The following is a 13,373-nucleotide window of genomic DNA, read 5'->3' as shown; positions in this document are numbered from 1 at the left end:
CATGAGCGGAGCTCTCCGTGGTTACGCTTCGCTGCCGCCTCCGGGCTTGACCGCTCATGCTGTGTCCTTTCTCGCATGAGCGGAGCTCTCCGTGGTTACGCTTCGCTGCCGCCTCCGGGCTTGACCGCTCATGCGGGGATTCCTTCGTGCTCGGCGGATTGCGGTTCGGTGTGCGCGCCGACGATCCGCGCCAGCACTTGGTCGAGGCGCACTTGGGCGCCGGGCTCGACCAGCAGTTCGACGGTTCCGGCAACCGGCGCGGTGAGCGAGTGCTCCATCTTCATCGCCTCCACGATGACCACAGGCGCGCCCGCGGCGACGGTGGCGCCCGTGGCGACCGGTACCGCGATCACCGAACCGGGCATCGGGCTGCGGAGTTCGGCATCGCCGACGTGTTCGGCGCCGCCACGCACGTCGACCTCGGCGACCTCGCGCAGCACGGCGACGCCGGACGGTCCGGCAACCCACAGGTGGCCGTCCTGCTCGGCGACGCGGTATTCGCGCCGCAGACCATCCACGGTGAGCGTGAGCACCCCGGTGTACGACTCGACGCGGCCGGTGAATGTCGCTGTGAGCGACGATATTTCGCCGTCGCCAATGCGCACCGTGCCGTGGTCGGGCGTGCCGGACAGGGAGACGTGCTCGACCCGATCACCACCCGCGAGCCGAATCGGCGTGGGCGCGTCGGCCCCGATCCGCCACCCGGAAGGGACGTCCCAGGGGTTGCCCTGCGTCCTGGGCCAGCGCCGCAACCAGTGACAGGCAGCGGCGGCGACGAACTCCTCGTCGCCGACGGTGGCGGGATGGAACTCGGCCACCCGCCGATCCAGCAGGCCGGTGTCCAGCCGTCCTTCGGCGACGTCGGGGTCGGCCAGCAGGAAGCGCAGGAACTCGATGTTGCTGGTCACGCCGAGCACTACGGTATCGGCCAGCGCCCTATCGAGTGCCGCGAGCGCAGCGGTCCGGTCTCCGGCGTGCGCGATGACCTTGGACAGCATCGGGTCGTAGTCGCTGCCGACCAGCGTGCCGACCCGCAGGCCCGAATCGACCCGCACCCCTCGGCCTTCCGGCTCGGCCAGGTCGAGCACCGTGCCGCCGGTTGGCAAAAATCCGCGTCCTGGATCCTCGGCGTAGACCCTGGCCTCGATCGCGTGGCCGACCATGCGAATGTCGTCCTGCGCCACCGCGAGCTTCTGCCCGGCCGCCACGCGGACCTGGCATTCCACCAGGTCGACGCCGGTGACCAGCTCGGTCACCGGGTGTTCGACCTGCAGGCGGGTGTTCATCTCCATGAAGAAGAACTCGTCGGGCCGGTCGGCGGAGACGATGAACTCCACGGTGCCCGCGCCGACGTAGTCCACGCTGCGCGCGGTGTTGCAGGCGGCGGCGCCGATCCTGGCTCTGGTATCCGCGTCGAGCAGTGTCGAGGGCGCCTCCTCGATCACCTTTTGGTGGCGGCGCTGCAGGCTGCATTCGCGCTCGCCCAGGTGTAGTACGTTGCCGAATCGGTCGGCGAGGATCTGCACCTCGATGTGCCGGGGCCGGGTGACGAAGCGCTCCAGAAACAGCGTGTCGTCACCGAACGCTGCCGCGGCCTCGCGCCGTGCGCTGACCAGCGCGTCCGCTAGCCGGTCCGGGTCGTCCACCCGGCGCATGCCTTTGCCTCCGCCGCCGGCGGAGGGCTTGACCAGCACCGGATACCCGACCTCTGCGGCCGCGGCGATCAGCTCGTCGTCGGTCAGCCCTGGCTTCGCGATGCCGGGCACCACGGGGACGCCGAACGAGGCGACGGTGTTCTTCGCGGCGATCTTGTCGCCCATCACCTCGATCGCGCGCGTGGGCGGGCCGAGGAAGACGATGCCCGCCTCGGCCAGCGCGGCGGCGAAAGCGGCGTTCTCGGAAAGGAATCCGTAGCCGGGATGCACCGCCTGCGCACCGGTCCGTACGGCGGCCGCAACCACCTTGTCGATGGCGAGGTAGCTCGCCCTTGCGGGCGCGGGGCCCAAGCGCACCGCGGTGTCGGCCTCGTGGACGTGCCTGGCGTCGGCATCGGCGTCGCTGTAGACGGCCACCGACCGAATACCCATGGCACGCAGTGTGCGGATCACGCGCACCGCGATCTCGCCGCGGTTGGCGACGAGCACGGTGTCGAATCCGACCGGAACGGATTTGGTCAGCATCGCGATCACATCCGGAAGACGCCGTAGGAAACGGGTTCGAGCGGCGCCTGCGCACACAACGAAAGGGCAAGTCCGAGCACGGTTCTGGTGTCGGCGGGGTCGATCACACCGTCGTCCCAGAGGCGGGCGGTCGAATAGTAGGGGTTGCCCTGGTTCTCGTACTGCTCCCGGATCGGGGCCTTGAATGCCTCCTCGTCCGCCGCAGACCAGGGCTGTCGGCTGCTGTCGAGCTGATCACCGCGCACCGTCGACAAGACGGAGGCCGCCTGCTCGCCGCCCATCACCGAGATCCTGGCGTTGGGCCACATCCACAGGAAACGTGGCGAATACGCGCGCCCGCACATCGAGTAGTTGCCCGCGCCGTAGGAACCGCCGATCACCACGGTCAGCTTCGGTACCCGCGCGCAGGCCACGGCGGTGACCATCTTGGCGCCGTGCTTCGCGATGCCGCCCGCTTCGTAGTCGCGGCCGACCATGAACCCGGTGATGTTCTGCAGGAACAGCAGCGGGATCTTTCGCTTGTCGCACAGCTCGATGAAATGCGCGCCTTTCATGGCGGATTCGCTGAACAGCACGCCGTTGTTGGCGACGATGCCCACTGGATGCCCGTGGATGCGCGCGAAGCCGGTGACCAGGGTCTTACCGTATTCGGCCTTGAACTCGTGGAAACCGCTCTCGCCGTGGTTACTTCCGTCGACCAGACGGAGGATGACCTCGCGCACGTCATAGGTCGTGCGCAGGTCGACCGGAACCACGTCGTACAGCTCGGATTCCGGCGCGGTGGGCGCCGCGGTGGGCAGTACCTCCCACGGACTGGGCGGGCGCGGCCCGAGCGTGGCGACGATCCGGCGCACGATGCGCAGCGCGTCTTGATCGTCCTCGGCCAGGTGGTCGGTGACACCCGATGTGCGCGAGTGCAATTCGCCGCCGCCGAGCTCCTCGGCGGTGACCACCTCGCCGGTCGCCGCCTTCACCAGCGGCGGGCCGCCCAGGAAGATGGTGCCCTGGTTGCGCACGATCACGGCCTCGTCACTCATCGCGGGCACGTAGGCACCACCGGCGGTGCACGAGCCGAGCACCGCGGCGATCTGCGGAATCCCTGCGGCGCTCATGGTCGCCTGGTTGTAGAAGATGCGCCCGAAATGCTCCCGGTCGGGGAACACCTCGTCCTGGTGTGGCAGGTACGCGCCTCCGGAATCGACCAGGTACAGGCAGGGCAGCCGGTTCTGTAGCGCGATCTCCTGCGCGCGTAGATGCTTCTTCACCGTCATGGGGTAGTAGGTGCCGCCCTTGACCGTGGCGTCGTTGGCCACGATCACGCATTCGCGGCCGGACACTCGCCCGATCCCGGTGATGATCCCGGCGCCGGGGGACTCGTCGCCGTACATCCCGGTCGCGGCCAGTGGGGAGAGTTCCAGGAACGGGCTGCCCGGGTCGAGCAGCTGGTCCACCCGCTGCCTGGGCAGCAGCTTGCCCCGCGCGACGTGGCGATCGCGTGCCTTCGCGGGCCCGCCGAGGGCCGCGGTGGCCAGCCGGGCGCGCAGGTCGTCGACCAGCGCCCCGTGCGCGCTGCGGAGCTCGACGGCCTCTTCGGTAACGGTCATCACGCCATCCTGTCGTCCAGTTAGTCGCCGATAACTGGAATTCAGGTTAGTCTTGGTTAACCGAGATGTCCAGGTCGGGCGAAAGGAGCGCGTGTGACCAGCCTCGAACCCGTCGCGCTCACCCGCCGCGAGCAGTTGAAAGCACAGCGCCGTGCGCAATTGCTCGAGGCGGGCGCCCGGCTCATCGCCGACCGCGGCTTCCTCGGCATGCGCCTCGACGACCTCGGCGCCGCCGTCGGAATCAGCGGCCCGGCCGTCTATCGGCACTTCCCGAACAAGGAGGCGCTGCTGGTCGAATTGCTCGTCGGGGTCAGTCAGCGGCTGCTTGCCGGCGGCAAGACGGTGGTCGCGGCGACCACCTCGGCGGGAGACGCGCTGTCCGGGCTGGTCGACCATCACCTGGACTTCGCGCTCGGCGAGCCGGAGCTGATCCGCATCCAGGACCGCGACCTGGACAACGTTCCGGCCGCCGCCCGTCGCGAGATCCGCCGTACCCAGCGTCAGTACGTGGAGATCTGGGTCGCGGTGCTGCGCGAGCTGCACCACGACCTACCCGAGGAGACGGCGCGGGTGCAGGCCCACGCCGCCTTCGGCTTGATCAACTCCACCCCGCACAGCGCGACCATGGCGTCCGCCGTCCGTGCCCGCCCGGTGCTGCGCAGTATGGCGCTGGCCGCCCTCGGTTGAGCGCGCCCTCATCGCGCGCTCCAACCGCCGTCCATCGTGTAGGAGGCGCCGGTGACCATGCCCGCGCGCGTCGACGCGAGCCAGCCCACCAGTGCCGCGACCTCCTCCGGCTCGACGAGACGCTTGATCGCGCTCTCGGTGAGCAGGATCTTCTCCAGCACCTCCTGTTCGGCGATGCCGTGTGCTGTGGCCTGGTCGGCGATCTGCTTGTCCACCAATGGCGTCCGGACGTAGCCGGGATTGATGCAGTTGCTCGTCACGCCGTGGCGGCCACCTTCCAGCGCGGTCACCTTCGACAGCCCCTCGAGCCCGTGCTTGGCCGTCACGTATGCGACCTTGTACTCCGAGGCCCGCAGGCCGTGCACCGAGGAGATGTTGACGATCCGGCCGAAGCCCTGCCGATACATGTGCGGCAGGGCCGCGCGTACCAGCAGGAACGGCGCTTCGATCATCAGCGCGAGCAATTCGCGGAACCGGCGCGGCGCGAAGTCCTGGATCGGGCTGATGTGCTGCACCCCCGCGTTGTTCACCAGGATGTCGGTCTCCAGCTCCAGCGATTCCAGTGCATCGAGGTCGAGGAGGTCCACCACCCAGGATTTTCCGCCCAGCTCACGGGCCACGGCATCGGCGCCGGCAGCGTCGATGTCGGCGACGGTGACGTGGGCGCCGCGTGCCGCCAGCTCCCGTGCGCATGCCGCGCCTATGCCGCTCGCGCCGCCGGTGACCAGGGCTGAACGCCCATCGAGGTCGCTCATCGCACCGGCACCGTCGCGGGGTGTGCGGTGAGGTTTTCGGCGTCCGCGAGGTCGACGCTTTCCAAGGTCAGTCCTTTCGTTTCCTTGGCCACGAGTACCGCGATCGCGGTCACCGCGGCCGCGCCCGCCAGGTACCAGGCGATCGGCACCGCGGAGTGGTAGGTGTTGAGCAGCCGGACAGCGATGATCGGGGCCAGCGACCCGGCCACGATCGAGGTGACCTGATAGCCCAGGGACACACCGGAATAGCGCATCCGCGTGGGGAACATCTCCGCCATGATCGCGGGCTGCCCCGCGTACATGAGGGCGTGGAAGATCAGGCCGATGATGATGGCCGACAGGATGATCACGTTGTGGCCGCTGTCCATCATCGGAAAGGCGAAGAAGCCCCAGGTGCCCGCGGTCAGCGCCCCGACGAAGTAGACCGGTCGTCTGCCGAAGCGGTCGGACATTTTGCCCGCGAGTGGGACCATCACGAAGTGCACCGCGTGCGCGGCGAGCAGCCACCACAAGATCACCGTGGTGTTCACGTGCACCTGCACCTTGAGGTAGGTGATGGTGAAGGTGACCACCAGGTAGTACATGACGTTCTCGCCGAAACGCAGCCCCATGGCGGTGAGCACGCCGCGCGGATAGCGGCGCAGCACCTCTACGACGCTGAGCGAGGTCGCCTTGATCTGCTCGGCCTCCCGCTGCGCGGCGACGAAGATGGGCGCGTCGGTGATCTTCGTGCGGATGTAGTAGCCGACCAGCACCACCACCGCGGACAGCCAGAACGCCACCCGCCAGCCCCAGCTGAGGAACGCCGCGTCCGAGAGTGTCGAGGTGAGCACGAGCAGCACCACCGTCGCCAGCAGATTGCCCGCGGGCACGCCCGCCTGCGGCCAGCTCGCCCAGAAGCCCCGGCTTCGACTCGGACTGTGTTCGGCAACCAGCAGGACCGCGCCGCCCCATTCCCCGCCGACCGCGAAACCTTGGATGAATCGCAGCAAGACCAGCAGCGCGGGTGCCCAGTAGCCGATCTGTGCGAAGGTGGGCAGGCAGCCCATCAGAAACGTCGCCGCGCCCACCAGTACCAGGCTGAACTGCAGCAGTTTCTTGCGGCCGTATTTGTCGCCGAAATGCCCGAAGACGACGCCGCCCAGTGGGCGCGCGGCGAAACCGACGGCGTAGGTCACGAAGGCAGCCAGGATGGCGTCCAGATCGCTGGTGTCCTTCGCGAAGAACACCTTGCTGAACACGAGCGTGGCGGCGGTGCCGTAGAGGAAGAACTCGTACCATTCGACAACCGTGCCCGCCATCGACGCGGCCACCACCCGCTTCAGGCCGTTTGTCGTCCCGCCGGGATCCTCGCCCCTCGGAAATCCCGCGTTCTGTCCGCGGCCTTCGGCGCTCCTCATCGAACTCTCCTTCGTGCCGGGGGCCACACATCGGGTCGCGATGTGACGGCCCCCACAATCTCTGGTTGAACAGAGTATTCGTGCAGATGAATTACGTCGCAATGACCAGTAATGCAGTACACATCTGCAAAGATGCAGGTATGCGCCCGGCCTCCGCTGGTCGTCCCAGTGCGGATGACCTTCTCGTACTCCTGGCGGTCGGGCGTTCCGGCCGATTCGTCACCGCTGCAGAGGAACTCGGCATCAACCACACGACGATCTCGCGGCGCATAGCGGCGCTGGAGCAGACCCTCGGCGGCCGGGTGCTCACCCGGGCAACCGGTGGCTGGGAACTGACCGATCTCGGCAAGGAGGCGCTGGCCGCGGCCGAAGTGGTGGAGTCGGCCGTGAAATCCCTCGCCGCCGACGCGGGTGGCAACCGGCTGCTGGAGGGGGTGGTCCGGGTCTCGGCGACCGACGGCTTCAGCGCCTACATCGCCGCGCCGGCGGCCGCTGAGGTGCAGCGGAGGCATCCGAAGATCGCGGTCGAGATCGTGGCGACGACCAGGCGCGCGTCGCAACAGCGGTCGGGACTCGACCTCGAGGTGGTGGTCGGTGAGCCGCAGGTGCACCGCGCTACCGCCGCGCGACTGGCCGACTACTCGCTCGGTCTCTACGGCTCGCGCGAATACCTGCGCGAACACGGGACTCCGGCGACGATCGACGACCTGGCCGAGCACCCGCTGGTGTACTTCATCGATTCCATGCTCCAGGTCGACGACCTCGACCTCGCCTCCAGCTTCGTGCCCGCGATGCGCGAATCCGTCACCTCCACCAATGTTTTCGTGCACGTAGAGGCGACCCGCGCGTCCGCGGGCCTCGGCCTGCTGCCTTGCTTCATGGCCGACCGGCACCCCGACCTCGTCCGCGTACTCGCCGACTCGGTGACGGTCACCCTCGGCTACTGGCTGGTCGCCCGGGAGGAAACGCTCCGCCGCCCCGAGGTATCCGCCGTCGTAGACGCCATCCGCGCCGTGGTCACCGACCTACGCCCTATTCTTCTCGGCCACCCCGTCTGACGCGGATTCGTCGGGCATCCGGTGGGGTCCGATGCTCCGTGACGTCACGGTCGACTGGCGATCCGGCGGTAGTGATTGTGATCTATGCCACACTCTGTAGCGTGGATGACCGGCGGCGATGGCCGCACAGCAACATCACAGGAAATGCACAGCAGGGTTCTGAGTACGAGGTTGCATCCCTCGCGAGTGCCGCTCTGTCGAAGTCTAAAACTCAGAGCATACAACCGAACTGACCAACTCGCATTTCTCATGATAGGGAATATTTACCAGATGCGGGAAGTCGCATACTTATCTGCATGAGGTATGGATCCGGTGCCCATGGGCCACTGTAACTAGTCAACTGACCGCACGTTTCTCCGCATCGCTGCCGGGCGTTGGCGGACGCGTAACTCTGCCTTCATTTCCGGCGCCATATTTGACTTCAGTGATCCGACTTCAAGCGGAGGAACCTGTGCAGCAACACGTGACCGTGATCCATCGAGTTCGCGGCGTAGACGTTCCGTATACCGAGCGCATCGACCACGGTGCCAATCTTGTCACCTATGTATGCGCGCGCAGCGTGCTCGACGGTATACCTACGCAGGCGGCGGCCGCTGTCACGGTCCTCGACGACATGAGTCTCGTGCCCGCCGCGGTGCGCGATCTGGCGGCTCGGTTCGGTACGCCGGAACGCATTGTCGCAATGCACGAATACGATCTCATGACGGCCGCGGAGCTGCGTGTGGAATTCGATATCCCGGGTGATCGACCGGAATATGTCATGCGGTTCAGGGATAAGTTATCCATGGCCGATACAATCGCCGCGCAGAATGTTGTCATACCGGCATATAGTGATGCTCCCGATGTGCGTGCAGTCATGGAGTTCGCCGCGGACCAAGGATTTCCGCTCATCGTCAAACCGCGACTCGGCGGCGGCAGCCGAGACATCATAAAGCTGGATTCCGAAGCGGATATATCGGAATTGCTCGACTTGAGCTCGGAACCATTTCTAGTACAGCGATTCTGCCCCGACGAGGTAGGTGCCATCGACGGCGTGTGGACCGGTACCGAGCTCGGTCCCTGGCGTGGGTCGCAATATCTCGGAACATGCCTCGAGTTCGCCAACAACGGGACAAGTCTTGGTTACATAGAGATCGACGATCCCGAGTTGATCGGACCATTGGCCACATTTGCCGAGTCCGTACTCTCGGCGCTCAGCAAGGGTGTTCCCACTGTCTTCCATCTCGAATTCTTCATCGGGCGTGACGGCGATTCCCCGAGAATTCAGTTCCTCGAGGTGGCAGCGCGGGCATGCGGCGGGGAAACGACGCACATGTGGCGGGAGGTGCACAAGTACGACCTGCTCGGCGCTGCGGTCGACATCCAGCTCGGCCGAACTCCGGCCACTGCGTCGCTCGCCGATGGAGCGGTGGTCGCCGAACTGCTCATTCACCCGCCGGTGACCCCGCCGTGCACGGTGGTGGACGTGCAATGGGATGTCCCGCACACGCACGCTCCATACCACTATTCGATCCCGCAGGTGGGGTCGGTGATCACCGAGACGTTCGGCTACGCCGACATCGGTGCGGCATTCCGCTTCCGAGGAAGCTCGAATGCGCAAGTGCTGGAATCGGTGCGGCGCACCGTGAAAGGGTTCCGGATGGTCTGCGCCCCACTCGATTCGCCCGCCGGCGTGGCCGCGGCCTGATCTGCTCGGATTTCTCCAGTGTCTTGGTTATCCTCCGTCCTGCCGCCGCCCGGACCGCAGCGAATGTTGACGTCGATCACAGTGGCCGGCGCGGTATCCAGCGGAATCTATTTATCCACCGTGGTCCTCTACTTCACCAGAATTGTGCGAATTTCGCCGATGCAGATCGGCGTGGGACTCAGCGTCGCAGGCGCCGCCTCCGTCATGGCTGGCGTGCTGATCGGCAAACTATCGGATCGGCGTGGTCCGCTGGGCGTGCTGCGCGGCAGCCTGCTCGTCGCGACCTTCGCAACCGTCGGATTTCTCGTGGTCGACGGATTTCCGATGTACCTGGTCGTCGTCCCGGTCGCGGCCGCCGCGCAGGCCTGCGTGCAGTTGTTGACCACCGCGATCATTCCGCGAGTCGTCACCAGTCGCGCCAACGAGTTCCGGGCATACATCCGTTCGGTGCTGAACGCCGGTATCGCCGTCGGTATCGGTCTTGCCGCAGTGGCCGTGCAGTTGGATTCGGCGCTGCTCTATCGGGTGGCAATCGTTGTCGCCGCGGGATTTCTCGCCTTGGCGGCGCTGTTGGTCGGCCGGCTGCCCGCTCTGGGACCTGCGGCGGCCGAGACGGGGCACGACCAGGGCCGTTGGATCGCGCTGCGCGACCGGCCGTATCTGGCACTGACGGCGCTGGACGGCGTGCTGTCGCTGCAGTATCGAATTCAGTCGGTTGCCCTACCGCTGTGGATCATCGGGGCAACCACCGCGCCGCGATGGTCGATTGCCGGGATAGACATGCTGAACATCGCCATCGTGGTGCTCTTCCAGGTTCGAGCCAGCCGGCGGATCGATAGCGTTCCTGCGGCCGCCGCGGCGCTGCGCCGCAGCGGCTGGGCTTTCCTCGTGGCCTGCGTCCTGCTGGCGACGGCGCACGGTCACGGAGGATGGGTCGCCGTGCTCATCCTGGCCGCCGGCGCCGTGGTCCTGAGCGTCGGCGAATTATGGCAGACCGCAGGCGGTTTCGAGGCATCCAATGCTCTCGCGCCACCGCAGGACATCGGTCAGTACCTCGGCGTTTTCGGCATCGGACTGCGCATGGCGGACGCGGTCGGTCCGGCGCTGCTGACCTGGTTGTGCATCGGTGTCGGCGTCGTCGGCTGGTATGTGGCGGGATTCGTCCTGCTCGCCGCCGGCCTGCTGTCCCCAGTTGTCGGCGCCTGGGCCGAATCGACCCGCCATAAACATGTGTTCGCCCCGGCGCTGTGAAGCCGGGAAGCGAATTCCACTGCGAAGAACCCCACCACGCAGCGGGACGCGCTTCGGACACTTGCACGAAAGGAAACCACGATCGACATGGAACCAACGATCGATGTTCGACTGACCGAAGCGGACCTGCGAGACGCGCTGTGCACAGACGTCCTGCTCGGGTTGTCGGGGCGACGAAAATGGCTGCCCTCCAAATGGTTCTACGATGCCCAGGGCAGCAAACTGTTCGAGGCGATCACCGAACTGCCCGAGTACTACCCGACACGGACCGAGCGTGCGCTGCTGCGCGCCAGCGCGGACGAGATCGCGATCGCGGCCTCCGGCGCCGCGGAGTTGGTGGAACTCGGCTCGGGTTCGTCGGAGAAGACCCGTCTGCTGCTGAGTTCGCTGAGCGAGCGTGGATCGTTGCGCTCATATGTGCCACTGGACGTCTCCGAGTCCGCCTTACGGGCCGCCGTGGGATGGATCAACGAGGAATTTCCGCGACTGGAGATCCACGGGGTGGTCGGTGATTTCACGAGCAGACTGGATTCGCTCCCACGCCGTGGCCAACGAATCATCGTGCTGCTCGGCGGCACTCTCGGCAATCTGGCACCGGCGGAGCGGGCCGAGTTCTTCGGTCGCATGTACGACGTCCTCGAGCCGGGGGAGCAGCTGATGCTGGGGGTGGGTCTGGTGACCGATCCGGCCGTCATGGTGCCCGCCTACGACGATGCGGCCGGCGTGACCGCCGAGTTCAACCGAAACATCCTGCAGGTGGTGAACAACCGACTCGGTGCGGACTTCGAGCCCGACCGGTTCGCGCACGTTGCGGTGTGGGACGCCGACAACGAGTGGATCGAGATGCGGCTGGAGGCGACGGCCGACATGACGGTCACCGTCGCGGACTTGGATCTCGTGATCGAATTCGCCGCTGGTGAGCAGTTGCGTACCGAGATCTCGGCGAAGTTCCGGTTGGCGCCGTTCCACGACGAACTCGCGGCGGCCGGTTTCCAGGCACAGCGATCCTGGACCGATCCCGCCGATCGTTTCGCTGTGGTGCTTGCACGAAGATGAGTGACGTCATTGCAGCGACCGGGGCGACGCCTGCCGAGCGGCCCCGGTTGCGATCGAGTGCCGGGCGGTGGATCGTCGCGGCGACCGTGCTCGGTTCGGCGGTGGTGTCGTTCGATGCCACGGTGGTCAATATCGCGGCGCCACATATCGGCTCGAGTCTCGGCGCCGATGTGGTGGACCTGCAGTGGGTGGTGAGCGGCTACACCCTCGCCTTGGCGTCGCTGATCCTGGTGGGTGGGGCGTTGGGCGACCGGTTCGGTCGTCGCGCGGTGTTCATCTTGGGCAGTGTGGGTTTTGCGCTGGCGTCGGCCTGGTGTGGTGCTGCGTCGGATGTTGCGATGCTGGTGGCGGCGCGGGTGGTACAGGGGGTCGCGGGTGCGCTGATCACACCCGGCAGTCTGGCGCTGATCTCGGCGTCGATAGATCCGCGCGACCAGGGCGCGGCGATCGGAATGTGGTCAGGTCTGGGGGGAGTGGCAGGCGCGGTCGGGCCGATCGCCGGCGGGTGGCTAGTGGAACTGGCGGGGTGGCGCTCGGTGTTCCTGATCAATGTTCCACTGGCGTTGACCGTGGCCGTCATCTCGGTGCGATGTGTTCCGGAAAGCCGGGATCCGCATGTGCCCCCGCGGCCGGATGTGCTCGGAACCGCCGCAATCGTCACGGGTTTGGGGATGCTGACCTACGGGTTGATCGCGGCGCGGGTATGGATGGAGCTGGTCGGTGTGGCGCTGCTGGCCGTGTTCGTGATCGTGCAGATCCACAGCCGTCATCCGCTGGTGCCGCCGGCGCTGTTCAGTTCGCGCGTGTTCACCACGGTCAATCTGGTGACGTTTCCGGTGTATGCCGCCCTGGGGTGCGTGCTGTTCCTGCTGCTGCTCCAGTTGCAGGTCGTCGCGGGCTATTCACCCCTCGCGGCAGGGACAGCGACGATGCCGGTCACCGCGATCATGTTGGTGACATCGACCTGGGTGGGGCAGTGGGCGCAGCGGCACGGCGCGCGCGTGCCGATGACGATCGGGCTGCTGCTGGCCGCCGCGGGATCGGTCCTACTGGCCCAGATCGATACGCACGCTTCTTACTCGACCGCGGTGCTGCCCGGCGTCGTGCTATTCGGCGCGGGTATGGCCGTGTTCGTGGCTCCGCTGACCGAATCCGTATTCGCCGCGGTGCCAACCGAAGAAGCCGGGATCGCCTCCGGCGTCAACAACGCGATCGCCCGCATCGCCCAGTTGCTCGCCATCGCCGCTGTCCCCAGCCTCGTGGGAATCTCCCGCGCGCCCCTCACCGACCCCAGCGCCTTCGGTGCCGGTTACCGCGCGGCCATGTGGATCTGTATCGGCCTGTTCGGTGCCGGCGCGGTTCTCGCCGCTGTACTCATGCCACGGCCGCGGCATATCGGCGGTCAGGGCATCACGACCGCGATCGCGCGGCGCGAGTGAACTCCTGACAGGATCGACAACGGCCGATTCCGTCGGCGACTCACCTGCCCGCGCGACATGCGCTGTCGGTGCGCCCACCACAGCCGACGGCGACCTAGGGTGAACGGATGTTGCGTCCTGAAAGTTGGACCGAGCTAGCGGGTGTGAGTCCCGTCCCGGTAGGCGTCGGAGCGCCGGGTAGCAGGCCCCGGTTCGTCGTTGAGAAGCGGCGGGCTGAGCGGGGTGTCGAGAGCCTCTTCGGAGGGAGCAAGCGCGC

Annotated in this window: 10 protein-coding genes; 6 read left to right on the top strand and 4 right to left on the bottom strand. The window is 66.7% G+C overall.

The annotated features are described in order from the left end of the window. Window positions 1–128: 128 nt before the first annotated feature. Window positions 129–2,180 carry an acetyl/propionyl/methylcrotonyl-CoA carboxylase subunit alpha gene (locus AB4Z47_RS29775; RefSeq protein ID WP_441955881.1) on the bottom strand — a complete coding sequence of 684 codons (2,052 nt, stop codon included), beginning with the start codon at window positions 2,178–2,180 and terminating at the stop codon, window positions 129–131. A 5-nt stretch (window positions 2,181–2,185) separates the two neighbouring features. Continuing rightward, on the bottom strand, window positions 2,186–3,784 hold the full coding sequence (locus AB4Z47_RS29770; RefSeq protein ID WP_441955879.1) for a carboxyl transferase domain-containing protein: 1,599 nt from the start codon (window positions 3,782–3,784) through the stop codon (window positions 2,186–2,188). 93 nt (window positions 3,785–3,877) lie between these two features. Here AB4Z47_RS29770 and AB4Z47_RS29765 point away from each other — a divergent pair, with 93 nt between their 5' ends. Next, the gene (locus AB4Z47_RS29765) at window positions 3,878–4,471 is read left to right on the top strand and encodes an SACE_7040 family transcriptional regulator (RefSeq protein ID WP_441955877.1); all 594 of its coding nucleotides are present in this window, start codon (window positions 3,878–3,880) and stop codon (window positions 4,469–4,471) included. A gap of 8 nt (window positions 4,472–4,479) precedes the next feature. On the opposite strand, the gene AB4Z47_RS29760 is transcribed toward AB4Z47_RS29765, so the two are convergent. Together AB4Z47_RS29760 and AB4Z47_RS29755 are read right to left on the bottom strand one after the other, a co-directional pair. After that, the gene (locus AB4Z47_RS29760) at window positions 4,480–5,226 is read right to left on the bottom strand and encodes a 3-hydroxybutyrate dehydrogenase (protein WP_441955876.1); all 747 of its coding nucleotides are present in this window, start codon (window positions 5,224–5,226) and stop codon (window positions 4,480–4,482) included. Beyond that, window positions 5,223–6,626, bottom strand: coding sequence for an MFS transporter (locus tag AB4Z47_RS29755; protein ID WP_441955874.1), 1,404 nt, complete (start codon window positions 6,624–6,626; stop codon window positions 5,223–5,225). Before AB4Z47_RS29755 ends, AB4Z47_RS29760 begins: the two co-directional genes overlap by 4 nt. A 101-nt stretch (window positions 6,627–6,727) precedes the next feature. Here AB4Z47_RS29755 and AB4Z47_RS29750 point away from each other — a divergent pair, with 101 nt between their 5' ends. The 5 genes from AB4Z47_RS29750 (at window position 6,728) to AB4Z47_RS29730 (ending at window position 13,117) form a co-directional block, all read left to right on the top strand. Next, the gene (locus tag AB4Z47_RS29750; RefSeq protein ID WP_441955885.1) at window positions 6,728–7,684 is read left to right on the top strand and encodes a LysR family transcriptional regulator; all 957 of its coding nucleotides are present in this window, start codon (window positions 6,728–6,730) and stop codon (window positions 7,682–7,684) included. 451 nt (window positions 7,685–8,135) lie between these two features. Then, complete coding sequence (locus AB4Z47_RS29745) at window positions 8,136–9,371, top strand: ATP-grasp domain-containing protein (RefSeq protein WP_441955872.1); 1,236 nt, start codon at window positions 8,136–8,138, stop codon at window positions 9,369–9,371. Window positions 9,372–9,434: 63 nt separating this feature from the next. Further along, on the top strand, window positions 9,435–10,622 hold the full coding sequence (locus tag AB4Z47_RS29740; protein WP_441955870.1) for a hypothetical protein: 1,188 nt from the start codon (window positions 9,435–9,437) through the stop codon (window positions 10,620–10,622). An 81-nt stretch (window positions 10,623–10,703) separates the two neighbouring features. Continuing rightward, a complete protein-coding gene (egtD, locus tag AB4Z47_RS29735) occupies window positions 10,704–11,678 on the top strand; it encodes an L-histidine N(alpha)-methyltransferase (protein ID WP_441955883.1) in 975 nt (324 codons plus the stop codon). After that, window positions 11,675–13,117, top strand: coding sequence for an MFS transporter (locus tag AB4Z47_RS29730; protein WP_441955868.1), 1,443 nt, complete (start codon window positions 11,675–11,677; stop codon window positions 13,115–13,117). Before egtD ends, AB4Z47_RS29730 begins: the two co-directional genes overlap by 4 nt. The last annotated feature ends 256 nt before the right edge of the window (window positions 13,118–13,373 follow it).

This window comes from Nocardia sp. 2TAF39 (assembly GCF_052114905.1).
GTDB lineage: Bacteria > Actinomycetota > Actinomycetes > Mycobacteriales > Mycobacteriaceae > Nocardia.
This window is presented reverse-complemented; position numbering and strand designations above follow the sequence as displayed.